Consider the following 24,479-nt stretch of genomic DNA (forward strand, 5'->3'; position numbering starts at 1 on the left):
CGACTATCCCACAGAGGTGGATCACAAGGAGATATTTATGCGTCCTTCAGGCAGAAACCTAGATGAAATGCGGAAAATTTCTATTGAAACTGCCGTGATGCGCCATGCGGAAGGGTCGTGTTTGATCAAATGCGGCGATACCCATGTTCTGTGTTCCGCCACAATCGAAGAGCGCGTGCCGCCATTTTTGAAAAATTCAGGGTTGGGATGGGTCACCGCTGAATATGGGATGCTACCACGCGCCACGCATACGCGGGGGCGGCGTGAGGCTGCGGTTGGCAAACAATCGGGCCGCACACAGGAAATTCAGCGTCTCATTGGTCGCGCGTTAAGGGCAAGCGTGGATCGCTCCGCGTTGGGTGAACGTCAAATTACCATCGACTGCGATGTTATGCAGGCGGATGGTGGAACGCGCTGCGCCTCTATAACAGGGGGTTGGGTCGCATTGCGACTTGCTGTGAACAAGCTGCTTACCTCTGGCGCCATTACATCTGACCCGATTTTGGATAATGTCGCCGCCGTCTCTTGCGGCATTTACGCGGGACAACCTGTTCTTGATCTGGATTATCCCGAAGATTCAGAGGCTGGAACCGATAGTAACTTTGTTATGACTGGCGCAGGCAAGCTGATCGAGATTCAAGCCAGCGCAGAGTCAGCGACTTTTTCCTTGGACGAGTTCGCAGAATTGCAAAAACTTGCGCAAAAAGGCGTTGCAGAGCTTGTTTTGGCGCAAAACGCGGCGGTTGCGTGATGCGGAAATTCACCTCAAACACTTTGCTTGTGGCCACCCATAATCAAGGCAAACTTGAGGAAATATCGGCGCTTTTGACGCCATTTGGCATCAAGACCGTATCCGCCAAAGATCACGATCTGCCTGAGCCCGAAGAAACAGGCACAACTTTTATCGAGAACGCGCGGATCAAGGCCCATGCTGCCGCCAAGGCAACAGGTCTACCCGCTTTGGCCGATGACAGCGGTATTGAAATTGACGCGCTCGGCAATGCACCTGGTGTTTATACGGCTGATTGGGCCGAAACCCCGAACGGGCGCGATTTTGTAATGGCCATGCAGCGCGCCCATGATGAGCTAGAGGCTGCAAACGCCCCACATCCACGCCTTGCGCGGTTTTGCTGCACGCTTGTGCTTGCATGGCCCGATGGCCATGACGAGATATTCGAAGGCGTTATGGCGGGTCAGGTGGTTTGGCCAATGCGCGGTGACCAAGGTCACGGCTATGACCCGATTTTCCAACCCGAAGGCTATGATATCACCTTTGGTGAGATGGATCGTTGGGAAAAAAACAAAATCAGTCACCGCGCTGATGCATTTGCAAAATTGGTGAGCCTGTTTGAACAAGCGTGACGATTGGGAAAATGGCGGCTTTGGGATTTATATCCACTGGCCCTTCTGTCAGGCCAAATGCCCCTATTGCGATTTTAACTCGCATGTATCGCAATCCATTGATCAGTCACGCTGGAAACATGCCTATCTGAGTGAAATTGATCGATTGGCCGCTGAATGCGGCGGGCGCGTTCTAAAGTCGGTGTTTTTTGGCGGCGGCACGCCATCTTTGATGGATGGGGATCTGGTCAACGCCATTATCGCGCGGATTTTACAGCACTGGCCCGCGGCAAATGATCTAGAGATTACCCTAGAGGCCAATCCGACCTCGGCGGAGGCAAGTCGATTTAAACAATATCACGAAGCGGGCGTTTCGAGACTATCTATGGGCATACAAGCCCTCAATGACCCTGATCTCAAAGCACTCGGTCGCCTACATAGCGCCGAGGAAGCCTTGCGCGCCTTTGACATCGCGCGCGGCATCTTTCCCCGAGTCAGTTTTGATTTGATCTATGCGCGGCAGCATCAAAGCCTAGAGGATTGGCGCGCGGAGTTGCGCCGCGCCCTATCCTTGGGGTTAGATCACTTATCCGCCTATCAGCTCACAATCGAAGAGGGCACCGCCTTTGGCGCACGCGCCAAGATCGGCAAGCTCGATGGCCTACCAACTGAAGACTTGGCCGTTGATATGTATGATGTGACCCAAGAACTCTGCGATAATGCGGGATTGCCGGCATATGAGGTGTCCAACCATGCCAGCGATTTGGCGCAATCTCGGCATAACTTGGTTTATTGGCGCTACGGCGATTATCTCGGCATAGGGCCTGGGGCCCATGGGCGTTTAACGCTCGGCGGCGTGAAATACGCGACAGCGACACCGCTTTCGCCAAGTCTGTGGCTGGATCAAGTGAACCAAACGGGTTCAGGTGAAACCGCACGGGAAGAAATTTCCTCGTATGATCAAGCCGTTGAGGCGCTAATGATGGGGTTACGCCTCAGCGAAGGCGTATCTCTTGCAAGGATCAAAAACCTATCAAATACTGCGGTTAATCTAGAAAAGTTGAATGAATTCAAAGACTTAGGGTTAATCAACATAGATGGAGACAGGCTGAGTTGCACTGCGTCTGGACGGCCCGTGCTGAATGGGGTGTTGCGCGGCTTATTGGCCTAGGCCCCGCCACCCAAACGGCGCATCAGCTCATCCAAGGCTTCGAGATCTTTATAGCTGATTGAAATCTTACCAGCCCCAGACCCTGAATCATGACTGATATCCACCTTCATGCCCAAAGCGGCTGACAAATCCGCCTCAATCGCGCGGGTATCAGCGTCTTTGGTTGGTGCTGTTGGGCGCGGAGATTTAGATTTATCGCCTGCCGCGCTTGCCAGTTTCTCTGCCTCACGCACCGATAAACCTTTGGCAATGATCTCGCGTGCCAGTTCCGAGGCATTGGGCGTTGTGATCAGGGCACGCGCGTGACCCGCTGACAGGCGCCCTTCGCGCAGCATGGCCTGCACATCATCAGGCAACTGCAAAAGACGCATTAAGTTTGCAATATGGCTGCGGCTTTTCCCCATCGCCTCAGCCAGTTTTTCTTGGGTATGGCCAAAACGATCAATCAGCTGCCGATACCCCATCGCCTCTTCGATTGGATTGAGATCAGCGCGCTGAATATTCTCGATAATCGCGATCTCGAGAACCTCAACATCTGTGAAATCCCGAATAATGACGGGCAATTCATGCAATTGCGCCATTTGCGAGGCGCGCCAGCGGCGTTCGCCAGCAACAATCTGATAATCACCATCATGGTTTGGGTCGGCACGCACAATAAGGGGCTGAATAATACCCTTTTCCTTAATCGATGCGGCAAGTTCCTCCAGCGCTTCTGGGGTGAAATTGCGGCGCGGCTGTTCGGGATTGGGGCGAATACGCTCAATCGGTAGTTTGGTATCCGCACGGCGCGCAGGAGCGGGTTGCGATCCCTCGATATCTTGCGCTGGCGCGGCATTCGGGGTTGGGCTCGTCCCCACATCAATGTCTTGCATCAATGCAGACAGACCACGCCCCAAACCGCGTTTATCCCGTTTACTCATTATCTTCTCCTAGCGCGACTTTATCGCATCGTGGCGCGCCACGATTTCTTCTGCAAGCGCCTTATAGGCCAGAGCGCCCGTTGAGGTTGCATCATAATCCAAAACAGTTTGCGCAAAGGATGGCGCTTCGGACAGGCGAACATTGCGCGGGATTTTGGTTTCATAAACCAATTCCCCCAAGGTTTGCCGTGCATCATCTTCAACCAATTTTGAAAGGTTATTGCGCAAATCATACATCGTCAAAACCACACCTTCGATGCGCAACTCCGAATTTGCACCTTCACGCACTTGGCGCACGGTCAACATAAGCTGTGACAAACCTTCCAATGCAAAAAATTCAGCCTGAAGCGGCACCAACACAGAATCCGCAGCGACCAAAGCGTTCACTGTCAGAAGGCTTAGGGATGGCGGGCAATCCATGAAAACATAATCATAGGCACGCAGATCCGCCGCGCTAAACGCATTACGCAACAGGACAATACGTTTTTCATTATCGCTGAGTTCAACATCAGCCGAGCTGAGATCGGTTGTTGCGGGGACAACATCAATGCCATCAACCTTGGTTTTCTGGGTCACATCCGCAAGTTTCGCACCCTCAATCAGCAAATCATAGCTTGAGAGATCGCGATCCTCGACACCCAACCCAGTCGAAGCGTTGCCCTGTGGGTCAAGGTCAATCAGCAAAACGCGCTTGCCCATTGCGGCCAATGCAGCGCCAAGATTGATTGTTGTGGTTGTTTTTCCAACCCCGCCTTTTTGGTTGGCAATCGCGATAATTCGTGGTGAGGCGCGTTCAGACACGGCGTAATTCCTTTATTTCTATGATTTGACCGTCGTCACTGGTTACGCTCGGATGAGTCTTGATCGACATCTGCCACGATTCCTTTGCCGTGTCGATTTCTTGCGGGGCAGATTGGCCCTTTAAAAACAAACATTGGCCATCTGTTGCTAAATGGCGATAGGACAGCGTGCAAAGCTTGGATAAATCGCTAAGCGCACGGGCTGAAATGATGTCGGCATTTTGGGGCGGCGCGTCTTCGATCCTGCGGGACATCACATTAATTGATATCCCGACCTGACGTGCGACATCCCGCAAGAACGCGCATTTGCGCAAATCGGATTCAATGAAATGAAAGCTGAGGTCTGGGGATGTTTCAGCTGCAATAATTGCGCAAACCAATCCAGGAAAACCGCCGCCACTGCCCATATCTAGCCATTTTCCATTGGATTTTTCTGCCAATGGAAAGATTTGTGCAGAATCTACGATATGGCGCGACCACGCATCAGGTAATGTTGCAGGGGCGACCAAATTGATCGCCTTTTGCCATTTCACCAACATATCAACGTAAATCTGCAATCGATCCAATGTTTCACGTGAAACAAAGGTGCTAAGATATGCCTGCGCTTCGCCTTCGGTCATGCGGATTTCCGTTGAATTTGGCGCAGTTTTGTCAGGATCAACGTCAAGGCGGCTGGGGTCATGCCATCAATTCGGCCCGCCTGCCCCAAATCGCGTGGCTGCACTTTGGTCAGTTTCTGCCGCAATTCTGTTGATAGCCCCTCGATCTCCATAAAATTAAGGGTTTCGGGGATTAATTGCGCCTCGTCCCGCTTGAGCGCCTGAACATCGCGCTCTTGGCGTTCAATATAGGCGGCATATTGCGCCTCTCGGTTGATCTGCGCCTTTGTCGCCGCGCTGTGGTCGATTAATTCGGGCCAAATGGCCTCAAGATCGGAGAATTCTACGTCCGGGAAGGCCAAAAGCTCGACCCCGTTGCGGCGCTGACCATCTTGGTTCATATTCAGCCCGTGCTTCTTACCCTCAGATGGCGTCAGATTATGGTTCCGCAGTACGGTGTAGCAGGCGTCAATCTGGGCCATCTTATCTTCGAATAAACGCTTTCGCGTCTCGTCCACTGTGCCAAGATCAATACCAAGCGGTGTAAGACGTTGATCCGCATTGTCCGCGCGTAAAGAAAGACGAAACTCAGCGCGCGAGGTGAACATGCGATAGGGTTCGCTGACACCACGGGTCACCAAGTCATCAATCATCACGCCGATATAGCTTTCACGGCGCGAGAATATCACGGCATCCCGCCCCTGTGCGGAACGTGCTGCATTAACACCCGCCACAAACCCCTGTGCGGCCGCCTCTTCATATCCCGTTGTGCCGTTGATTTGACCTGCGAAATAAAGGTTTTTTACAGTCTTAACCTGCAAATCGGCTCCAAGCGCGCGGGGATCTACAAAGTCATATTCAATCGCATATCCAGGTTGAAGGATCTCAACCGCCTCTAACCCAACCATCGAGCGAACATAATCCACCTGAACATCAGCGGGAAGCGAGGTTGAAATCCCGTTTGGATAAATAGTGTGATCCGCCAGACCCTCAGGCTCAAGGAACACTTGATGCGAGGTTTTGTCGGCAAAGCGCACAATCTTATCTTCAATAGAGGGGCAATACCGTGGCCCGATCCCCTCAATATGCCCGCCATACATCGCAGAGCGGCCTAGATTGTTGCGGATAATCTCATGTGTTTTTTCATTGGTATGCGTAATACCGCACGCAATTTGGCGCACATGTGGCTTATCCGATAGGAAAGAGAATAGAACAGGGTCATCATCCGCGGGTTGGGTTTCCAAAATATCCCAATTAATCGTACGCCCATCCAAACGCGGCGGCGTGCCTGTCTTCAAACGGCCAAGTGGCAAGGCAAAACTGTCGATCCGCTGCGCCAATTTAACCGAAGGCTTATCACCCATCCGTCCGCCAGGCATACTTTTGTCGCCTATATGGATAACCCCACGCAGGAATGTGCCTGTTGTCAAAACCACTGATTTCGCTGAAATCTCGGCTCCATCCGCCAAAACAACGCCTGACACGGCCCCGTCTGTGCCAAGAAAATCGGCCACCTCGCCTGCAATAACTGTCAAATTCTCGGTTCGGGCGAGCAGATCTTGCATCGCAGCACGGTATAGTTTGCGGTCAGATTGCGTGCGCGGGCCCTGAACCGCGGGGCCTTTTCGGCGATTCAGCAAGCGAAACTGAATACCTGAGCGGTCCGCAGCCAAACCCATAACGCCCCCTAGTGCATCAATCTCACGCACCAGATGGCCTTTACCCAAGCCGCCAATGGCTGGATTACAGGACATAACCCCAATATTATCGAAGGATAATGTAACGAGCGCGGTTTTTGCACCCGCCCGCGCGGCTGTATGAGCGGCCTCTGCACCTGCATGGCCACCCCCAATCACAACAACATCGAAATCATGATGTTTCACGTGAAACACTCCGCTTTTCTCATTTACCGAGGCAAAACTGCGAAAAGATTTCGCCCAAGACCATTTCAACATCGACACGGCCAATCAGCGAATCCAGCTTTCTTATAGCATATCGCACATATTCCGCAGCTATGTCTGTGTGACTGTCGCCTTTTGCAAGGGCAATCCGTGCGTCATCCAGACCTTGCCGCGCATCTAGCATCGCTTGGCGATGGCGCATATGGGTTGCGGTGGCCACATTCACGGCGCGATCCGATAAGCGCGCTGAAATTAGCGCGATCAACTCATCCACGCCCTGACCCGTCTGTCCTGACACAGAAATCCCGCTGCCGTTCTGCATGTCGGCCTTACCCAATATGGATATATCATCAGCATCTAAATCAAAGGGCGGCTGTTCCTCTGGGTTAGATTTCAGAAAAACCCGCAAATCTGCAGATTTTGCGCGATCAATCGCACGTTCAACACCGATGGATTCAATCGTGTCTGTGCTGTCACGGATGCCAGCAGTATCGAGTAACGTCACAGGCAGGCCACCAAGATCAAGGCGCACCTCAATCACATCGCGGGTTGTTCCCGCGATTTCTGAGGTGATCGCAATATCCCGCCCAGAAATAGCGTTCAACAGCGTGGATTTCCCCGCGTTTGGCGCACCAATTATAGCGACCTCAAACCCGTCACGGATACGTTCAGCCACCAAACTGCCTGCAATTTCGACATCCAAACTCTGCACCACCTGCGTGATAAGGCCCTGCACCTCAGGGGTCACGTCAGTGGGCACTTCCTCATCCGCGAAATCAATCGTCACTTCGATCAATGCTGTCGCGCGCAACAAATGCTGCCGCCACTCTTCAACCAGCTTTCCCAAATGTCCCGAAAAAACACGGCTGGCTTGGCGTCTTTGCGCCTCTGTTTCTGCATTGATCAGATCACCCAGCCCTTCAACTTGAGCGAGATCAAGCTTGTTATTTTCAAGGGCGCGGCGCGTAAACTCGCCAGGTTCGGCCATACGGGCGCGGCCACTCTCGGATAAAGCCGCAAGAACGGCTTTCACAACTGCGGGGCTGCCATGGCAATGCAGCTCAATCACATCTTCGCCTGTAAAACTATGTGGCGCCTGAAATCGCAACGCCAAAACATGGTCAATAATCTGGTCTTTATCCTTGAAAGGTCGAAGCCGAAATTGACCAACATCTGGAAGACCGCCAAGAAATTTGGAGCATAAATCGACAGCCTCCGCTCCCGATACCCGAATAACGGAAACGCCCGCCCGACCATTGGCCGAGGCGAGCGCGAAGATGGTATCCGCAATGAAGCCTGACATGTTAGGTGTTCATGGAATCGAAGAATTCCGAGTTCGTTTTGGTCTGTTTCAATTTAGAAATCAGGAATTCAATCGCGTCTGTTGTGCCCATTGGGTTCAAGATGCGGCGCAAAACATAGGTTTTCTGCAAATCGCCCTTATCGACCAACAGGTCTTCCTTACGGGTGCCAGATTTCAAAATATCCATAGCTGGGAAGACCCGCTTATCCGCCACCTTACGATCCAACACGATTTCCGAGTTACCCGTGCCCTTAAATTCTTCAAAGATCACTTCGTCCATACGGCTGCCTGTATCGATCAAGGCAGTTGCGATAATCGTCAGCGATCCACCTTCTTCGATATTACGGGCCGCACCAAAGAAACGCTTGGGCCGTTGCAGGGCGTTTGCATCAACGCCGCCTGTCAAAACCTTACCCGATGATGGCACAACGGTGTTATATGCGCGCCCCAAACGGGTAATAGAGTCGAGCAAAATAACAACGTCACGCTTATGTTCGACAAGGCGTTTTGCTTTTTCGATAACCATTTCCGCTACCGCAACGTGACGCGTTGCAGGCTCGTCAAAGGTCGAGGATACAACCTCACCCTTCACTGACCGCTGCATATCCGTCACTTCCTCGGGGCGTTCATCAATCAACAAAACAATCAAATAGCACTCTGGGTGGTTCGTTTCGATAGAATGCGCGATGTTCTGCAAAAGAACGGTTTTACCCGTGCGTGGCGGGGCAACAATCAAGGCACGTTGGCCTTTACCGATGGGCGATACCAAATCAATGATGCGTGCGGAACGATCTTTGATTGTTGGATCTTCGATTTCCATCTTCAACCGCTCATCAGGATAAAGCGGCGTGAGGTTATCAAAGGCAACCTTATGGCGTGCCTTTTCTGGCACTTCAAAATTGATCTTGGAAACCTTGGTCAGACCAAAGTAATTCTCTGTCTCGCGTGGTGCTGCAATCACACCCTCGACCGTGTCACCCGTGCGCAAGCTATGCTGCCGGATCATGTCAGGAGAGACATAAATATCGTCTGGGCCTGGAAGGTAATTTGCCTCAGGCGAGCGTAGGAACCCAAACCCGTCTTGCAACACCTCCAGCACACCATCACCGTAAACATCCCACCCTTCTTCTGCGCGCTCTTTGAGAATGGCGAACATCATGTCGCCTTTGCGCATGGTCGAGGCGTTCTCGATCTCCAGCTCTTCTGCCATGGACAGAAGATCTTTAGGTGATTTTGCCTTTAGATCAGCAAGATTGAGAGAGTTAACTGTCATGAGGGTTCCATATGCCTCTTGAGACGCATCGCGTTTAAGGGCTTTTGCACAATTGGGAAGGATGATGATCGGACGATCACTCAGCCTGTCTTCTACGCACAGATGGAACCCAAGTCAATCTGAAGCACAGCACGTAAAATTTTATCGGTGTTAAAAAAGAAAATAATAAATTTAAGAAAAGGATGATGATTTGGTTGTGCAGTGCAAAACCTTGGAAACTTATTTATCATCACTTTATCAACAGGCTTTCCGTTGGGGATGATATTTACCCCCACAAAGCGAAATTCTAAAAAAATCAATAATATCAATTAGTTAATGAAAAATTAAGAATGAAAAACTGTGGAAAACTTTGGGATATTTCTGTGTTTGTTGCATCTTCTCCAACCCGCTCGGATAGAAATTACACCCGTGGATAACCGACAGATAATTTTCTGCTACGTCACAATGACCTGTGGTTGAAGCGGTGCATGTGACTATGTCATCACTTGATCCAAGGGCTTATCCCCAAGACTTCCCACGGAATTATCCAATGCAAAAAATCATCTTGGCGTCTCAATCGGCAGTCCGACAGCAGCTTTTGCAGAATGCTGGGGTATCATTTATCGCAGAAAATGCACGAATCGATGAATCGTTATTAAAGACATCATTGTTGGCCGAAGGTGCCCCGCCGCGCGATTTGGTAGATCAATTGGCCGAGGCGAAAGCCGCTAAACTTGCCCGAAAAAATCCTGATGCTGTTGTTATAGGCTGCGATCAGATTCTGGAATTTGAGGGTAATATTCTCTCAAAACCAGATAGCCTGGAAGACGCGCGCGCGCAATTGACGATGCTGCGTGGAAAATCGCACAAACTTATGTCCGCCGCGGTGATTTATCACGAGGCGCAACCAATTTGGCGCTATATCGGTGTCGTGCGTCTCTTTATGGCAGAATTTAGTGACAGCTATCTTGACGCTTACCTTGCCCGCAACTGGCCCGATATCGCACAATCAGTTGGTGCTTATATGCTTGAATCCGAGGGCATTCGCCTGTTTTCTCGGGTCGAGGGCAGCTATTTCGATGTTTTGGGCTTGCCATTAACCGAAGTTCTGAACTTCTTGGCGCTGCGAGGGTTTATAGAAAGATGACAGCATCGGTGCCACTTGCGGCCGTTATTGGTGACCCAATTGGTCATAGCAAATCGCCCGTGTTGCATGGGTTTTGGCTGCGGGCCTATCAGATTTCAGGCCATTATGTGCCGCTGCATGTAACATCTGGCGACTTAGAACAGGTTCTGGCTGCGATGCCGCGGATGGGATTTGTCGGCGCAAATGTGACGATTCCCCATAAAGAAACGGTTTTGGATTTGGCCGATATTGTGACCGATCGCGCGCGTGCAATTGGCGCTGCGAATACCCTAACCTTTCACAAAGACGGCAAAATCGAGGCTGATAATACAGATGGCCACGGATTTCTTGCCAATATTCAACAAAACGCGCCCGCATTCGATGCAATGGATGGCCCTGCTGTTATTCTGGGTGCGGGCGGGGCGGCAAAGGCGGTCATCTATGCATTGCTAGAGGCAGGTACACCGCAGGTTCGGGTGCTGAACCGTAATCTTGACCGAGCGAAAAACCTATCTGCCCGATTTGGGGATCGTGTTTCTGTGCATCAGATGTCAGATCTTCCAAACCTTCCTGGGGATTGTAATCTTCTGGTCAACACCACATCCCTAGGCATGACAGGGCAGCCACCTCTTGCGGTGGATCTGAGCAACTTACCAAAAACCGCCGTTGTGAACGATATCGTTTATGCCCCTCTTGAAACAGATCTCTTAAAACAAGCGCGTGCCATGGGCGCAGTCGCGGTTGATGGTTTGGGCATGTTGTTGCACCAAGCGGCGCCTGGCTTTGCGAAATGGTTTGGAACAGAGCCCGCTGTTACCGATGAGCTGCGCCGCGCGGTTTTGGCAAAATGAGTTTTCTTCTTGGTCTTACGGGCTCAATTGGGATGGGCAAAAGCACCACCGCAGATATGTTTCGTGAGGCGGGTGTTCCTGTGTGGGATGCCGATGCAACAGTTGCCAAACTATATGGCAAAAGTGGCGCCGCGGTGGCACCGCTTTCAGCGTTGAATAGGGGGTTGATCCAAAATGATGCGGTGGATCGGGAAGCATTGAAAAATTGGGTCAAAAAAGACCCGAACGCGCTTAATCGGCTTGAATCACTTATTCATCCCCTTGTGGCTGCAGATCGGGCCGAATTCATTGACGACCATGCGGAACAGTCCCTGATTGTTTGCGACATTCCGCTTCTTTATGAAACAGGTGCGGATCAATGGCTCGATGCCGTTTTGGTTGTGACAACTGATGCCGAAACGCAGAAAGCCCGCGTCATGGGACGTGCGGGAATGGATCCTGCGCTATTTGATCGAATTCTTGCGCGCCAGATGCCAAATTCTGAAAAAATTGCCCGCGCGGATTATGTCATAGAAACAAATAGCTTTGAGGGTGCGCGCAAAGCTGTGCATGATTTGATCAACGATTTAACGGCAAGGACATTGTGATGCGCGAGATTGTTCTAGACACCGAAACCACAGGCTTTGAGCCGTCCGAAGGGCACCGTATTGTCGAAATTGGCGCGGTTGAATTGTGGAACCACCTGCCAACAGGCAAGACATATCACCAATACATCAACCCCGAACGCGCGATGCCGCAAGAGGCGTTTAATGTCCACGGATTGGGCGATGAGTTTTTAGCTGATAAACCAGTTTTTGCCGCCATTGCGCAAGATTTTCTGGATTTTGTCGGTGATGCAAAGCTGGTCATTCATAATGCAAGCTTCGATATGAAGTTTTTGAATGCAGAACTTGGATGGGTGAACAAACCGCTTTTGCCGAATGATCAGGCGATCGACACGCTGGCTATTGCGCGGCGCAAATTCCCTGGATCACCCGCAAGTCTTGATTCCCTATGTCGCCGTTTTGGTGTCGATAATTCTATGCGCGAAAAACACGGCGCGCTTTTGGATTCGGAAATCTTGGCCGAAGTCTATCTCGAGTTGATTGGGGGCAAGCAGCCTGATTTTGCCCTCTCTCCAGATGATCAGGACAAAGATCGTGATGTTGTGCGGCCAATGCGCCGCGCCTCTGCACGGCCAGAACCCCTCAAGCCGCGTTTGACGGATGAAGAAATCGCCGCCCATCAAGACTTCATCTCCGAGATGGGCGACAAGGCTGTTTGGATGCGTTAACGCTTAGGCATCTGCCTTTTGTTCGGTCATTTTGCGCGCCAATTCATTGCGATAAAGCGCAACAAAATCAATCGTGTCGAGGTTCAGCGGCAAATACCCACCGTCTCGCGTGACGTCTGAAACGATGCGGCGGATGAACGGGAAAAGCATCCGAGGGCATTCGATCATCAGATACGGGTGAAGCTGTTCTTCGGGCACGTTATCGATGTGGAAGATGCCAGCATAATCAAGGTCTACGCGAAAGATTGGTTCGGGGGCGTCCCCTTTGGTTTTTGCTTCAATCGTAACTTTTACGATGACGTCATACTGCTTTTCCGTGGGCCGCTTTCCGCCATCGAGCGCCACACGCAATTGAATGTCGGGCTGACCCGCACCTTGAACCGATTTTTGCGCTGCGATGTTCTCAAACGACAAATCTCGCACGAATTGGCCCAAGATTTTCATTTGCGGCATTACGGGTTGTTGTTGTGCTGCGCTGTCCTGCGCGGCATCCGCATCTTTTTTCGCCATCTTTCATCTCCCAAAGGCAAATTTTTAAGGCGTCTTAACAGCCTGATCCAAAAGCCTCAATGCCGTGTCCATCCCGATGGGCCATGCGGGTCTGTATCTAAGATCTCGCCATCTTCATCTATGATTGTGCCAGATTGGCTACCAAAATTGGCTCGGCTTTGAAAACTAGTGGTTTTTATGCGTGATTTGACCTGAAGGATCAAAAATTGTCGAACGGGCGGCACCAACAAGGAAAATCCAATCGCATCGGTGAAAAATCCAGGTGTTAGCAACAGGGCGCCCGCAATTAGGATCATGGCCCCATGGGCCAGCGGCTCGGTTGGGTCATTTAATTCGTTAAAGCTGGCGCGGATTTGCGACAGCGCCAGCGACCCTTGCGATCTGACCAGCCATGTTCCCAAAATTGCCGTTACAACAACCACAGCCAAGGTTGGCCATAACCCAATAAATCCGCCAATTTGTATGAACAAGCCAATCTCAATCAGCGGAATCGCCAGAAAAAGAACAAATAACCACATTTTTTCAGCCTTTCCCGCAGATAGTCGGCAAAACCGCGCCCAGCTTCATGGACTTGGCCCCCTTCCCTCCCTACATATGAACCTCAAGCGCAGTCTAAAACCCCTGCGGCAACATTAGCCTGTATCAAAACTGGATTGAGACTCACATGAACTCATCATTTCTTTCCCTTTTGGTTCTCGCGGCAATCGCGATCTTTTTGATCCTGCGGTTGCGCGCCGTTCTCGGCACGCGTGAGGGGTTTGAGAAATCGCCCGAAGTTGTAAAAACCGCAAAATCCGCACAATCCCGTAATTTTGAGGTGATCGAGGGCGGCCCTGATCGGGATATCACCGATCATGTTCCCGAAGGATCAGAAAGCGCCCGTGCCTTGGCCGCGATGAAATCCGCAGAGCCAAGTTTCGCAGTGGGCGAATTTTTGACTGGTGCGCGCGGCGCCTATGAAATGATTCTCATGGCGTTTGAACGTGGCGATATTTCCGAAGTGCGCGATTTCCTATCGCCTGAGGTTGCCGAGAGCTTTGACGAGGTTATCGAAGCGCGCCGTGCGCAAGGCCTCGAGATTGAAGCAAATTTTGTGGGCCTCAACGATATCGCTGTTCAAGAAGCCCAGTTTGACGCCAGCTCGCGCGAAGGTGAGGTCACGGTTCGTTTCGCTGCAGAACTGACCTCTGTGGTGCGCAATTCCGATGGTGAAATTGTCGAAGGCAGCGCAACTGAAATCAAACGCCAGCGGGACGTTTGGACCTTCGCCCGCGAAATGGGCAGCCGCAATCCAAATTGGGTTTTGGTTGCTACAGGCGGCTGATCCTAGCGTAAGGACTGCGTGGTGACTTATCCCCAACCCATAGGATTTTCCGATCTTTTGGGTTGGGATGACGAGGATTACGCCGAAATCCTTTCAATTTTCCAATCTCAAACGGATTTGGCGATATCCGATCTTGTGACAATCGCCCGCAAGGTTAACCGCTCACAGGACCGCGCGTTTTTTCAATCAAATTTTCAGCCTCTCAGATTTGGCCCCGCTCTTTCTGGGCATATCACGGGATATTACGAACCCGTTTTGCCCGCCCGCGCCACGCCAGATGCCGAATACAGGTTCCCACTTTACGCCGCCCCTAAAGATATGCCTGAAATTTGGGCAACACGCGCGGAAATCGAAACGGGCAATTTGCTTTCGGGGCAAGGATTGGAACTGGTCTATCTCAATTCGCGCATAGACCAGTATTTTTGCCATATCCAAGGATCTGTTGCCGTGACCTATCCAGATGGTGAGACGCGCCGCTTTGGGTTTTCGGCAAAAAACGGGCATCCCTATCGTTCGATTGGGGCTGAATTGGTCGCGATGGGTGAGATCAGTGCAAAAGAGATCACCGCAGATTGGGTCAAGGATTGGCTTAGACACCATCCTGACAAAATGGATGCGCTTTTACAAAAAAACCCCTCCTATATCTTCTTTGAACCGCGTCACGAAAATGGCGCGGTCGGTGCCGCAGGGCAGGTTTTGACCGCGAACCGCTCGATCGCGATTGATCCTGCATATATCCCTTATGGAATGCCCGTCATGGTTGCGGGTGAGACGCGCGCGGCGCGGATTTATTTTGCCCAAGATTGTGGATCTGCCATTAAAGGCGCGCAGCGCGCCGATATTTTCTGTGGATCAGGTGATGCTGCGGGTAGGAGTGCGGGTGCAATAAATGAACCTGCCAGCTTGACCGTGCTTTGGCCCAAGGGTCATGATTTGCCCAATGGATGGGCAGGATAAGCCATGGCAAAAAAAACAAAAAACCTAAGCAGTGAAGACCGCGTTTTATGGGATCGCGTTGCACGCAGCGCTAAGCCATTGAAACGTGCCGCCGCCAATTTCTATCTTGCAAAACCCGACACGGCGACAATTCCCCCGCGTGAAATTGTCGATCTCACGCCAAAGTTGGATCTCAGTGACTTTGACATTGGGCTGACAGCCCCATCTGAAAAACCGCAAAACGCGCCTGAAAAGCGCCCCGTTCGCATGGATAAAAAATTGCATGGCCGCATGGTGCGGGGAAAGTTGCAGCCAGAGGCGAAAATTGACCTTCACGGCATGACACAGGCCCAAGCCCATCCTGCGTTGCAGCGATTTATCCTTGACTGCCATGCGCGCGGATATCGTTTGGCCCTTGTGATTACGGGCAAGGGCAATCTGTCTAGCGGCCCCCATTATGACCCGATTGCACCTGCCCGTGGGGTATTGCGGCAAAACGTGCCGCGGTGGCTGCGCCACCCATCAATCGCGGGCTATATCCTTGATATTCGTGAGGCGCATATCCGCCATGGCGGGGCGGGTGCGCTCTATGTCTATCTCAGGAAATAGAGACTAGAGCACATAGCGGCTAAGATCGGCCTTACCTGCCAAGTCCGCGAGATAGGTTTGCACATATTTTTCATCAACGATCACGCTTTCGCCGCTTCTGTCAGGTGCGGTAAAGCTGAGCTCCTCGAAAACACGCTCCAGCACGGTATAAAGCCGCCGCGCACCGATATTCTCGACCGATTTATTCACATCTGCCGCGATTTTGGCCAAGGCTTTGATCCCATCTTCGGTGAAATCAACAGCCACGTTTTCGGTCGCCATTAAAGCAGAGTATTGGCGCGTCAGCGCATTATCAGTTTCTGTCAAAATGCCGGTGAAGTCGTCCTCGGTGAGTGCCTGTAATTCCACCCGAATGGGCAAGCGCCCCTGAAGTTCTGGCAACAGGTCAGAGGGTTTTGCGATGTGAAATGCACCAGAGGCAATGAACAGGATATGGTCTGTTTTCACAGGCCCATGTTTTGTTGAGACTGTTGTCCCTTCTATCAGAGGCAATAGATCACGCTGCACCCCTTCGCGGCTGACATCCGCCCCGCGGGTTTCCGCGCGCGCCGCGACCTTGTCAATTTCGTCAATAAAGACGATGCCATTTTCTTCAACGGCCCGAATGGCCTCTTTCGTGACGGTTTCTTGATCCAAAAGCTTATCAGCTTCTTCACCGATAAGGATTTCATAGCTCGCCGCCACAGTCATCTTCTTGCGGATTTTCCGCCCGCCAAAGGCCTTGCCGAATATATCGCCAAGGTTCATGCCGCCGCCCATTGGCCCCATCTGGGGCTGACCTGGAACTTCAAACATGGCCATTGGGTTGGATTGATCCGTAACTTCCAATTCAATGACAGTGTCGTCCAATTCCCCTGAGCGGAGTTTCTTGCGGAACATTTCGCGGGTTTGGTCGCGCGCATCGGCGCCCGCAAGCGCCTCGATCACACGATCTTCGGCGGCTTTATGCGCCTTGGAGGTAACTTCTTCGCGCATATGGTCGCGCACCATAATTTGCGCGGCATCTACCAGATCACGGATGATCTGCTCGACATCACGACCTACATAGCCCACCTCTGTAAATTTTGTCGCCTCAACTTTGAGAAACGGGGCGCGGGCAAGTTTCGCCAAACGGCGGCTGATTTCTGTTTTTCCCACCCCAGTCGGCCCGATCATCAGAATATTTTTTGGGTAAACTTCATCGCGCAAATCATCCCCAAGTTGCTTGCGCCGCCACCGATTGCGCAGGGCAACCGCCACCGCGCGTTTTGCATCGGCTTGCCCGATGATGAAACGATCCAATTCCGATACGATTTCGCGGGGGGTCAGGTCGGTCATTTTGCGATCCGCTCTACTGTGAGGTTGCCATTGGTATAGACGCAAATATCAGCCGCAATTTCCATCGCGCGGCGGGCCACATCTTCGGCGGATTTATCGCTGTCCATCATCGCGCGAGCCGCGGCCAATGCGTAATTTCCACCCGACCCAATCGCGGCAATACCATGTTCTGGTTCTAAAACATCGCCCGCGCCCGTGATGACATAGAGCTCGGATCCATCTGTGACGATCAACATCGCCTCGAGCTTTTGTAGATACTTATCCGTGCGCCAATCTTTCGCCAATTCAACACTGGCGCGCTGTAATTGGCCTGGTGTTGCCTCAAGCTTTGCTTCGAGACGCTCAAGCAAGGCAAACGCATCTGCTGTCGATCCTGCAAATCCTGCGACCACCTCATATCCACCCGGGGAAAGGCGGCGCACTTTGCGTGCTGTGCCTTTGATCACGGTTTGGCCAAGACTGACCTGACCATCACCTGCAACCACAACCTCGTTACCCTTGCGCACACCGATAATGGTTGTGCCATGCCAATCTGGAAAACTATTCGACATGTTTACCCTTTCATGTTCCGCCCAATATGGAAGCGACACGATCAGATCACAACCACCGCTTCGGCCAATTTTTGCGGCGGGGCACACGAAAGGCCAGCATCGGCATCATCCATGCTTTGCGAAATCTATTAAGATCAAGCGATTCATGAACACCTGTCACGGTCTCACCATTGATTTTGGTTCGCACCATGGCACGGTTGTAAAATGGGGCGTCTAACATGGGCTGAACCTCATGTGGTGCAAAATCTGGATCCGCGCGGGTTTCACGGCGCACCCCCCAAAACGCGGATTTGAACCTTGCAGTGCGCGGCGCATCAACGGGTGATGCCTTGCCCGTTTCATCAAAGGCAATGGCGGCTGCAAGATTGCTGCCATCGCAGCGCGTTGCATCATAGAAACAACAAGCGCCGTCTCGCGTTGGAAAGCGGCCCCATGTCCAGTAATCAAAATCCTCCTCCAAGGCGCGAGTGCCAAAATTGGCATCAAAATATCCATGCCCAGACCATGACCAACCTGCATTTTTGAGACGAACATCGATATCGGCAACGGGTGCGAAAGGGCGCCAGATATGCGCGCCATCATCGCAGAGCGACAATTCAACATTCGTCACTGCACGCGGGGTTAGTGTCACTTTTCCGCGCAAGCGCCCGCCATGTGGTGTTGTGCGTTCATCAATATGAATGGTGAGGGCTGAACCGTCCCAAGACAGGTGGCTAGGGCCTATTTTCATGTGCGTTTCTGAAAGTTCGAGCGCATCGCGGCCGCGATCTGTCATCGTCCAACGGCCCCCTTTGCCATAGGTGACAACATTCAAGCAGCAATGATCTTCGGGGTCTTTGCGCCCCGACCAACGATACCATGGCGAGAAAACTGACCCGATGAACGCGATGATTGAAATAGCCTTTGTTCCGTCATCGCTTATGCCGTCTATGTACCACCACGCATAGCCGTTGGGCGGGACGGCAAGGTTAAAGCATGGTCCGTCAAGATCGCCTCGGCCGCGTGCCGTCCTGAGAGGCAGGCCATCGGAATTCCCGCCCCCGGATGGGTGCCGCCCCCCGCCAAGTATAGACCCTTGAGAGACGTCCGCGCCCGTGGCCGTTTCAATGCTGCCGTCATTCCATGTGGGCTCAGCCCGTAAAGGGATCCGCGCGAGGCGGGAAACATCGTTGCGAAATCCTGTGGTGTCATCAATGCGCTGTCGGGAATCGGGTCGGGAAAGACCAACCCGCGATCCGCTAATGTTTGGAATGTCAGATGACGACATGCGGCCACCTCCCTTTCTGTTGGGGCCTCGGTTGGCGCGCCGTTCATGATAATTTCAAATCTCTGCAGCGCCGTGTCAGTGTTGGACTCGAGCCCAGCATCCTGAGCGCAGATATAAAGAGTTGGATCACGCGGCAGCGCACCATTTTCGATAGGGTCAAATTCGCTGCGTTGGTTATCACCAAAAAATACGTTGTGATGGGCAAGGGTCTTGCCCCAAGCGCGGGAGGCGAAACTCCAAACATAGGCAGATAGGCTGCGCGGTTCGACCTGCGCGCGCGTTACACAGGGTGCGTGGTCTTGGCCCAGCAGCCCAATATGAATCGCGCGTGGGTCACCGTTAAACACCACAATATCTGCCGCCACATGCCGACCACCTGAAAGGGTGACGCCAGTGACATGATCCGCATCTTTTGTAATGGCCTCGATGGACTGCCCAAGCTGAAACTCGACACCCATGGATTGCCCGATATTTTGCATCGCGCGGGCTAGTTGATGCACACCGCCTTTGACCCGCCACACGCCTCCTGCCTCAGATTGCCAAATCAGCGAAAGCAGCGCGGGGCTAAGATAAGGGTTGCCGCCAACATAGGTGGAATAACGCGCAAAAACTTGTGCCAAACGGGGATCGCTGAACCGCTTAAAGACCGCCTGCGCCAAAGTTTGGTGCGGGGCCATTGCGCGCAGCAGATGGGGTGATTTCAAAACCGTGAGCGTCAAATCCGTTTGTCGCGGATGAGCGCGCAGCATCATTGGCCCCTCGAATGCTGAAAATAGCGCGGCCGTATCTTGGTGGAATTTGAGAAACTCGCCGCGCGCCTTGGAACCTGAAAAGCGATCAATGGTTGTAAGCGTTTCTTCGAGATTAGCACGAAAATCTAACTCGCTGCCATCTGGCCAGAAATGGCGGGCGAGGATGTCATCCTGTGTTAGCGTCACATGATCCGCAAGCCTCAAACCTAGTGTTTGAAACAGCTCGTCAAACACATGGCGCATCGTCACCACTGTTGGCCCCGCATCAATCGGCCCCGCAGCGGATTGCACTTGCCGCATTTTGCCGCCGACATGGTGCATCGCGTCAAAGACTGTAACCTGACATCCCGCATGCGCGAGGCGCAGCGCGGTTGAAAGACCGCCCATACCTGCACCGATCACCACGGCGCGGGGCCTGACAGGTGCAATAGGTCGGGTCACAGTGTTGCGTCTTTCATTTGGGCCACTTTCGAGAATATGTCAGATATTGTTGACATATTCCCGCAAACTGTCCAGTCTAATTTACATATGCGTGGGATCCTCTGCGCAAACCTCGATGAAGGCTGAGTGACCATGTCCCTGTCCGCCCGCATAGAATCAGCGATCTCTGCTGCCCTCTCTTTAGCCATGAAAGAGCCTGCGCCACGCAAATTGGCGCAAGCCTTGGATCATGCCGTCAATCCGGGCGGCGCGCGGATCAGGCCGACCATCTCCCTTTCTGTGGCGAAGGCCTGCGGGGATGATAAGCCGAATCTTTCAAACGCTGCTTGCGCGGCGATTGAGCTTATCCATTGCGCCAGCCTCGTTCATGATGACCTACCTTGTTTTGACAATGCGGATTTGCGGCGCGGAAAGCCCACGGTGCATATCGCTTATTCGCAACCCATTGCGGTTCTCGCAGGTGATACGCTGATTGTTTTGGCCTTTGAGGTCTTGGCCCGTGCCGCGGTGGATGATCCGCAGCGCGCAGTTGAGATGATCAAAATCCTCAGCCAAGCCACAGGCATGCCCAATGGAATTTGCGCAGGCCAAGGCTGGGAAAGTGAAGATAAGATAGACCTGTCCGCCTATCATCGGTCGAAAACAGGCGCGCTGTTTGTCGCCGCCACCAAAATGGGTGCCGCTGCTGCGGGGGAAGATCCCGAGCCTTGGACAGAACTGGGCGCTCGGATTGGTGAGGCGTTCCAAGTTGCCGATGATCTGCGTGACGCGCTTTACGATGAAAAAACCTTGGGTAAGCCTGTGGGTCAGGACGATCTTAACGGGCGACCTAATGCTGTTTCACAACTGGGTGTGCGCGGCGCCGTTTCGCGGTTGGAGGATATTTTATCTGGCGCGATTGCCTCGATTCCGTCTTGTGCGGGTGAAGCGGCGCTGTGTGACATGGTGCGCGTATATGCAGAGCGGCTTACGCCTGTTTTGCCCGCACATCACGCGGCCGAATGAGATATGGCCGCTATCTCCCCAAGTGACGAACCGCGCCCAAGATTTTGGGATAAATGGCGCGCGCGCTATTTGGATTTGGTGGGTTCGGCTGCATTTCAATCATGGGCCGCGCGTTCCCTCTTTACGCGTGCGGCTGCAAAACGGGATGGCGAGCGGCTTTTTGATTTGGTGGCAGGCTTTACCTATAGCCAGATTTTGCAGGCCTTTGTTGCGCTTGATCTGCCACACCACTTGCGCGCCCGCCCTGCTTATCCTGCCGAATTAGCCGCAAAAATTGATGCGCCCGAAAGACGGATTTCTGTCTTATGTCAGGCCGCAGCCAGTCTTGGGCTTTTGACCCGCTTGCGGGATGGGCGCTATGCCTTGGCGCGGTTAGGGGCCGCGATCAATGGCGTGGGTGGTCTGCGCGATATGATCTTGCACCATGATATTCTATATCGCGATTTGGGCCCTGCCGAAGGGTTTTTTCGGGGAGAAACAGACCCAGACCTTGCACGGTTTTGGCCCTATGTTTTTGGGGCCGCCGCGGCGGAAGATCCTGCTACGGCAGAGCGCTATTCGCATTTGATGTCTGAGACGCAAAATCTTGTAAGTGACGAAATCCTCGCAAGCCTGTCCTTTGCGAAGGCGCAGCATGTCATGGATATCGGGGGTGGCACGGGTGTGTTCTTGGCGGCCTGTGCCAGGGCCCATCCAGATGTTCAAGTGACCCTTTTTGATTTGCCGCAGGTGGCGGCACTGGCACAAGATCGGTTTGAGCGCGCAGGCATTGCCGCGCGGGCCACGATTGTCTCGGGCAGTTTCCGCGATGATCCTTTGCCAATTGGGCCTGATCTCATCACCCTTATCCGCGTTCTTTACGATCACGAAGATGAAACCGTCCTTCGATTGTTGAAATCGGTTCACGCCGCTTTGCCCGAAGGCGGTAAGATCGTCATTGCCGAGCCGATGTCAGGCGGGCAAACGCCAGATCGCAGCGCGGATGCGTATTTTGCGCTTTATTGTATGGCGATGGGCACAGGCACAGTCCGCAGTGCTGCCCAAATTGGCGAATTATTGTCGAAAGCAGGGTTTGCGCGGGTTTCGCCCGTCAAAACGGGGCGTCCATTTGTGACGCGGATCGTTACAGCTGAAAAGACTGTCAACAAAAGCTGACAATCTTTTTGTATAAACTGTCCATTTTAATTGACATACAGTGCTGTAATATTAAACTGACACATGACTCACAGTGGAATCTCATTGCGTCTTGAGGCGTGATTTGATCCGAAAACCAAGGGGAAGTGCGACCGTGCACGCGACCGCCGTCATACTCGAAGGGCCAAAGAAAATAGGGCTCGGACAGGTTAGCCTCGTGGCGCCTTCGCTTGAGGATATGGTTGTGCGCGTGTGTCACTCTGGCATTTCCACGGGAACCGAAAAACTGTTCTGGTCTGGCCGCATGCCGCCCTTCCCAGGCATGGGTTATCCCCTGATCCCCGGCTATGAAGCCGCTGGTGAGGTCGTTTCAACACCGAAAAATTGCGAATTTTCGGTTGGTGATCATGTTTTTGTGCCGGGCGCGAATTGCTACGGCGATGTGCGTGGCTTGTTTGGCGGCGCGTCTTCCATGTTGGTTACAGCGCCAGAGCGCGCCGTGCGCATTGATCGTGCAAGCGGCCCTGAAGGTGCGCTTTTGGCTTTGGCTGCCACTGCCTATCATGCGCTCGCGGGCCATGAGTTGCCTGATCTGATCGTGGGTCATGGCGTATTTGGTCGTCTCTTGGCGCGTCTTACTTTGGCGCTGGGCGGCCCCGCCCCGACTGTATGGGAGGTTAATCCTGCCCGTGTTACAGGCGCAGAGGGATATCTTGTTACCAATTCCACCGATGATACACGCCGTGATTATCGCTGCATCTACGATGCTTCGGGCGTGGCGGCGTTGTTGGATGAAATGATCGGGCGCCTGACCAAGGGCGGTGAAGTCGTCTTGGCAGGTTTCTATCCCGAATCTGTCGAATTCGCCTTTCCGCCTGCCTTCATGCGTGAGGCGCGGCTGCGGATCGCGGCGGAATGGACGCGCGCCGACTTGGTCGCTACCCGCGATTTGATCGAAGCGGGACAGCTCAGCCTTGGTGGTTTGATCACGCATCAACTGCCCGCTGCAGAGGCAAGCCTCGCCTATCCTCAAGCCTTTGAGGATGCCGCTTGCCTGAAAATGATTTTGAATTGGGAGAAGCCAGAATGACCCTCGATGTTCCCAATCTCAAGGATTTCGATGCCCGCCTGCGCGATGAGGCGCAGCAAGAGCCGACCCTCGAAGTGCCTCAGGGCGAACCCACCAAGAAAACGCAGATCATTGCGATTTACGGGAAAGGCGGCATCGGTAAAAGTTTCACCCTTGCCAATCTCAGCCATATCATGGCCGAGCAAGGAAAGCGGGTTCTCTTGATTGGTTGTGATCCGAAATCCGATACGACCAGCCTACTTTTTGGCGGCAAAGCCTGCCCAACGATCATTGAAACCTCGACCAAAAAGAAATTGGCGGGCGAGGAGGTGAAAATCGGGGATGTCTGCTTCAAGCGTGGCGGTGTCTACGCGATGGAGCTTGGCGGGCCAGAAGTTGGCCGCGGCTGTGGTGGGCGTGGGATCATCCACGGCTTTGAGCTGCTTGAGAAGCTAGGCTTCCATGACTGGGATTTTGACTATGTCCTGCTCGACTTCTTGGGCGATGTGGTTTGCGGCGGGTTTGGCCTGCCGATTGCCCGTGACATGGCGCAGAAGGTGATTCTGGTTGGATCAAATGATCTGCAATCTCTGTATGTGGCGAACAATGTTTGCTCGGCAGTGGAATATTTCCGCAAAATGGGCGGCAATGTGGGTGTCGCGGGTTTGGTCATCAACAAAGATGACGGCACGGGCGAGGCTCAGGCCTTTGCCGATGCGGTGAATATTCCCGTTTTGGCCTCGATCCCTGCGGATGATGATCTGCGCAAGAAATCTGCGAATTACCAAATCGTTGGGACGCACCAAAGCCAATGGGGCGCGCTTTTTGCGGCTTTGGGTGAAAATGTCGGCGAAGCGCCGCCGTTGCGACCAACGGCACTGAGCCAAGATGAATTGATCGGTCTTTTCGATGGCAAGGATACAGGTGCGGGCATTGTCCTAGAGCCCGCAACCGAAGCCGATATGCGCGGCAAGAACGCCGCGCCGAAAAAGTCGCTTGAAGTAATTTATGACGAGGTCTGAGGAAG

The 24,479-nt window shown here is 52.9% G+C and carries 26 protein-coding genes; 14 read left to right on the forward strand and 12 right to left on the reverse strand.

Annotation, left to right across the window (positions count from 1 at the left end):
- The first annotated feature begins 37 nt into the window (after positions 1-37).
- Genes rph through I3V23_09275 form a run of 3 tightly spaced genes read left to right on the forward strand, consistent with a single transcriptional unit; the run spans position 38 to position 2,512 of the window.
- Positions 38-751 carry a ribonuclease PH gene (rph, locus tag I3V23_09265; protein QPI84774.1) on the forward strand — a complete coding sequence of 238 codons (714 nt, stop codon included), beginning with the start codon at positions 38-40 and terminating at the stop codon, positions 749-751.
- On the forward strand, positions 751-1,362 hold the full coding sequence (rdgB, locus tag I3V23_09270; GenBank protein ID QPI84775.1) for an RdgB/HAM1 family non-canonical purine NTP pyrophosphatase: 612 nt from the start codon (positions 751-753) through the stop codon (positions 1,360-1,362). Before rph ends, rdgB begins: the two co-directional genes overlap by 1 nt.
- Complete coding sequence (locus tag I3V23_09275) at positions 1,349-2,512, forward strand: coproporphyrinogen III oxidase (protein QPI84776.1); 1,164 nt, start codon at positions 1,349-1,351, stop codon at positions 2,510-2,512. Before rdgB ends, I3V23_09275 begins: the two co-directional genes overlap by 14 nt.
- Here the strand turns inward: I3V23_09275 and I3V23_09280 are convergent.
- The 6 genes from I3V23_09280 to rho are packed head-to-tail and all read right to left on the reverse strand — an operon-like array spanning position 2,509 to position 9,308.
- Entirely contained in the window at positions 2,509-3,432 is a 924-nt protein-coding gene (locus I3V23_09280; GenBank protein ID QPI84777.1) for a ParB/RepB/Spo0J family partition protein, read from the reverse strand. The genes I3V23_09275 and I3V23_09280 overlap by 4 nt on opposite strands.
- Before the next feature lie 9 nt (positions 3,433-3,441).
- The gene (locus I3V23_09285; GenBank protein ID QPI84778.1) at positions 3,442-4,233 is read right to left on the reverse strand and encodes a ParA family protein; all 792 of its coding nucleotides are present in this window, start codon (positions 4,231-4,233) and stop codon (positions 3,442-3,444) included.
- On the reverse strand, positions 4,226-4,852 hold the full coding sequence (gene rsmG / locus I3V23_09290; GenBank protein ID QPI84779.1) for a 16S rRNA (guanine(527)-N(7))-methyltransferase RsmG: 627 nt from the start codon (positions 4,850-4,852) through the stop codon (positions 4,226-4,228). Before rsmG ends, I3V23_09285 begins: the two co-directional genes overlap by 8 nt.
- The gene (gene mnmG, locus I3V23_09295; protein ID QPI84780.1) at positions 4,849-6,714 is read right to left on the reverse strand and encodes a tRNA uridine-5-carboxymethylaminomethyl(34) synthesis enzyme MnmG; all 1,866 of its coding nucleotides are present in this window, start codon (positions 6,712-6,714) and stop codon (positions 4,849-4,851) included. The genes rsmG and mnmG overlap by 4 nt, the downstream gene beginning before the upstream one ends.
- Before the next feature lie 19 nt (positions 6,715-6,733).
- Positions 6,734-8,035, reverse strand: coding sequence for a tRNA uridine-5-carboxymethylaminomethyl(34) synthesis GTPase MnmE (gene mnmE, locus I3V23_09300; protein QPI84781.1), 1,302 nt, complete (start codon positions 8,033-8,035; stop codon positions 6,734-6,736).
- Position 8,036: 1 nt separating this feature from the next.
- Positions 8,037-9,308 carry a transcription termination factor Rho gene (gene rho / locus I3V23_09305; GenBank protein QPI84782.1) on the reverse strand — a complete coding sequence of 424 codons (1,272 nt, stop codon included), beginning with the start codon at positions 9,306-9,308 and terminating at the stop codon, positions 8,037-8,039.
- Positions 9,309-9,837: 529 nt separating this feature from the next.
- On the opposite strand from rho, the gene maf reads away from it, so the two are divergent.
- Genes maf through dnaQ form a run of 4 tightly spaced genes read left to right on the forward strand, consistent with a single transcriptional unit; the run spans position 9,838 to position 12,537 of the window.
- Positions 9,838-10,434, forward strand: a complete 597-nt coding sequence (maf, locus tag I3V23_09310; protein ID QPI84783.1) for a septum formation protein Maf — start codon at positions 9,838-9,840, stop codon at positions 10,432-10,434.
- The gene (locus I3V23_09315) at positions 10,431-11,264 is read left to right on the forward strand and encodes a shikimate dehydrogenase (GenBank protein ID QPI84784.1); all 834 of its coding nucleotides are present in this window, start codon (positions 10,431-10,433) and stop codon (positions 11,262-11,264) included. Before maf ends, I3V23_09315 begins: the two co-directional genes overlap by 4 nt.
- Positions 11,261-11,851, forward strand: a complete 591-nt coding sequence (gene coaE / locus I3V23_09320) for a dephospho-CoA kinase (protein ID QPI84785.1) — start codon at positions 11,261-11,263, stop codon at positions 11,849-11,851. The genes I3V23_09315 and coaE overlap by 4 nt, the downstream gene beginning before the upstream one ends.
- Positions 11,851-12,537, forward strand: coding sequence for a DNA polymerase III subunit epsilon (gene dnaQ, locus I3V23_09325; protein QPI84786.1), 687 nt, complete (start codon positions 11,851-11,853; stop codon positions 12,535-12,537). The genes coaE and dnaQ overlap by 1 nt, the downstream gene beginning before the upstream one ends.
- Positions 12,538-12,540: 3 nt before the next feature.
- Here the strand turns inward: dnaQ and secB are convergent, their stop codons facing one another.
- Both secB and I3V23_09335 read right to left on the reverse strand, forming a co-directional pair.
- Positions 12,541-13,047: a protein-export chaperone SecB gene (secB, locus tag I3V23_09330; protein QPI84787.1), complete on the reverse strand. Its 507-nt coding sequence runs from the start codon at positions 13,045-13,047 to the stop codon at positions 12,541-12,543.
- Positions 13,048-13,103: 56 nt separating this feature from the next.
- Positions 13,104-13,565, reverse strand: coding sequence for an FxsA family protein (locus tag I3V23_09335; GenBank protein ID QPI84788.1), 462 nt, complete (start codon positions 13,563-13,565; stop codon positions 13,104-13,106).
- A 146-nt stretch (positions 13,566-13,711) separates the two neighbouring features.
- Here I3V23_09335 and I3V23_09340 point away from each other — a divergent pair, with 146 nt between their 5' ends.
- From I3V23_09340 to I3V23_09350, 3 genes are read left to right on the forward strand one after another with little or no spacing between them, the layout of a single operon-like run.
- Positions 13,712-14,371, forward strand: a complete 660-nt coding sequence (locus I3V23_09340) for a Tim44 domain-containing protein (protein QPI84789.1) — start codon at positions 13,712-13,714, stop codon at positions 14,369-14,371.
- A 21-nt stretch (positions 14,372-14,392) separates the two neighbouring features.
- Positions 14,393-15,328 (forward strand): MltA domain-containing protein, encoded by a 936-nt coding sequence (locus I3V23_09345; protein ID QPI84790.1) that lies wholly within the window; start codon positions 14,393-14,395, stop codon positions 15,326-15,328.
- 3 nt (positions 15,329-15,331) lie between these two features.
- Positions 15,332-15,916, forward strand: coding sequence for a Smr/MutS family protein (locus I3V23_09350; protein QPI84791.1), 585 nt, complete (start codon positions 15,332-15,334; stop codon positions 15,914-15,916).
- Positions 15,917-15,919: 3 nt separating this feature from the next.
- Here I3V23_09350 and hslU read toward each other — a convergent pair whose 3' ends face one another.
- The 4 genes from hslU to crtI are packed head-to-tail and all read right to left on the reverse strand — an operon-like array spanning position 15,920 to position 20,232.
- Positions 15,920-17,233, reverse strand: a complete 1,314-nt coding sequence (gene hslU, locus I3V23_09355) for an ATP-dependent protease ATPase subunit HslU (GenBank protein ID QPI84792.1) — start codon at positions 17,231-17,233, stop codon at positions 15,920-15,922.
- Positions 17,230-17,784, reverse strand: coding sequence for an ATP-dependent protease subunit HslV (gene hslV, locus I3V23_09360; protein QPI84793.1), 555 nt, complete (start codon positions 17,782-17,784; stop codon positions 17,230-17,232). Before hslV ends, hslU begins: the two co-directional genes overlap by 4 nt.
- A 46-nt stretch (positions 17,785-17,830) precedes the next feature.
- Positions 17,831-18,676: a carotenoid 1,2-hydratase gene (locus tag I3V23_09365; protein QPI86775.1), complete on the reverse strand. Its 846-nt coding sequence runs from the start codon at positions 18,674-18,676 to the stop codon at positions 17,831-17,833.
- Positions 18,677-18,711: 35 nt separating this feature from the next.
- Complete coding sequence (crtI, locus tag I3V23_09370; protein QPI86774.1) at positions 18,712-20,232, reverse strand: phytoene desaturase; 1,521 nt, start codon at positions 20,230-20,232, stop codon at positions 18,712-18,714.
- Positions 20,233-20,376: 144 nt separating this feature from the next.
- Between crtI and I3V23_09375 the strand changes: the two genes are divergently transcribed.
- From I3V23_09375 to I3V23_09390, 4 genes are all read left to right on the forward strand, one after another.
- Positions 20,377-21,249 carry a polyprenyl synthetase family protein gene (locus I3V23_09375; protein QPI84794.1) on the forward strand — a complete coding sequence of 291 codons (873 nt, stop codon included), beginning with the start codon at positions 20,377-20,379 and terminating at the stop codon, positions 21,247-21,249.
- A gap of 3 nt (positions 21,250-21,252) precedes the next feature.
- Positions 21,253-22,404 carry a methyltransferase domain-containing protein gene (locus I3V23_09380; protein ID QPI84795.1) on the forward strand — a complete coding sequence of 384 codons (1,152 nt, stop codon included), beginning with the start codon at positions 21,253-21,255 and terminating at the stop codon, positions 22,402-22,404.
- A 133-nt stretch (positions 22,405-22,537) separates the two neighbouring features.
- Positions 22,538-23,473, forward strand: coding sequence for a chlorophyll synthesis pathway protein BchC (gene bchC, locus I3V23_09385; GenBank protein QPI84796.1), 936 nt, complete (start codon positions 22,538-22,540; stop codon positions 23,471-23,473).
- Positions 23,470-24,474: a chlorophyllide a reductase iron protein subunit X gene (locus tag I3V23_09390; GenBank protein QPI84797.1), complete on the forward strand. Its 1,005-nt coding sequence runs from the start codon at positions 23,470-23,472 to the stop codon at positions 24,472-24,474. The genes bchC and I3V23_09390 overlap by 4 nt, the downstream gene beginning before the upstream one ends.
- The last annotated feature ends 5 nt before the right edge of the window (positions 24,475-24,479 follow it).

The organism is Rhodobacterales bacterium HKCCA1288 (genome assembly GCA_015693905.1).
In the GTDB taxonomy this organism is placed as follows: domain Bacteria; phylum Pseudomonadota; class Alphaproteobacteria; order Rhodobacterales; family Rhodobacteraceae; genus M30B80.

Coding starts and splice junctions, on each gene's coding strand:
- I3V23_09340 (QPI84789.1), top strand. CDS start 13,712: ATGAACTCATCATTTCTTTCCCTTTTGGTTCTCGCGGCAATCGCGATC.
- hslV (QPI84793.1), bottom strand. CDS start 17,784: ATGTCGAATAGTTTTCCAGATTGGCATGGCACAACCATTATCGGTGTG.
- dnaQ (QPI84786.1), top strand. CDS start 11,851: ATGCGCGAGATTGTTCTAGACACCGAAACCACAGGCTTTGAGCCGTCC.
- hslU (QPI84792.1), bottom strand. CDS start 17,233: ATGACCGACCTGACCCCCCGCGAAATCGTATCGGAATTGGATCGTTTC.
- I3V23_09335 (QPI84788.1), bottom strand. CDS start 13,565: ATGTGGTTATTTGTTCTTTTTCTGGCGATTCCGCTGATTGAGATTGGC.
- I3V23_09390 (QPI84797.1), top strand. CDS start 23,470: ATGACCCTCGATGTTCCCAATCTCAAGGATTTCGATGCCCGCCTGCGC.
- secB (QPI84787.1), bottom strand. CDS start 13,047: ATGGCGAAAAAAGATGCGGATGCCGCGCAGGACAGCGCAGCACAACAA.
- I3V23_09380 (QPI84795.1), top strand. CDS start 21,253: ATGGCCGCTATCTCCCCAAGTGACGAACCGCGCCCAAGATTTTGGGAT.
- I3V23_09350 (QPI84791.1), top strand. CDS start 15,332: ATGGCAAAAAAAACAAAAAACCTAAGCAGTGAAGACCGCGTTTTATGG.
- rph (QPI84774.1), top strand. CDS start 38: ATGCGTCCTTCAGGCAGAAACCTAGATGAAATGCGGAAAATTTCTATT.
- maf (QPI84783.1), top strand. CDS start 9,838: ATGCAAAAAATCATCTTGGCGTCTCAATCGGCAGTCCGACAGCAGCTT.
- rsmG (QPI84779.1), bottom strand. CDS start 4,852: ATGACCGAAGGCGAAGCGCAGGCATATCTTAGCACCTTTGTTTCACGT.
- rdgB (QPI84775.1), top strand. CDS start 751: ATGCGGAAATTCACCTCAAACACTTTGCTTGTGGCCACCCATAATCAA.
- mnmE (QPI84781.1), bottom strand. CDS start 8,035: ATGTCAGGCTTCATTGCGGATACCATCTTCGCGCTCGCCTCGGCCAAT.
- I3V23_09375 (QPI84794.1), top strand. CDS start 20,377: ATGTCCCTGTCCGCCCGCATAGAATCAGCGATCTCTGCTGCCCTCTCT.
- coaE (QPI84785.1), top strand. CDS start 11,261: ATGAGTTTTCTTCTTGGTCTTACGGGCTCAATTGGGATGGGCAAAAGC.
- I3V23_09280 (QPI84777.1), bottom strand. CDS start 3,432: ATGAGTAAACGGGATAAACGCGGTTTGGGGCGTGGTCTGTCTGCATTG.
- I3V23_09315 (QPI84784.1), top strand. CDS start 10,431: ATGACAGCATCGGTGCCACTTGCGGCCGTTATTGGTGACCCAATTGGT.
- rho (QPI84782.1), bottom strand. CDS start 9,308: ATGACAGTTAACTCTCTCAATCTTGCTGATCTAAAGGCAAAATCACCT.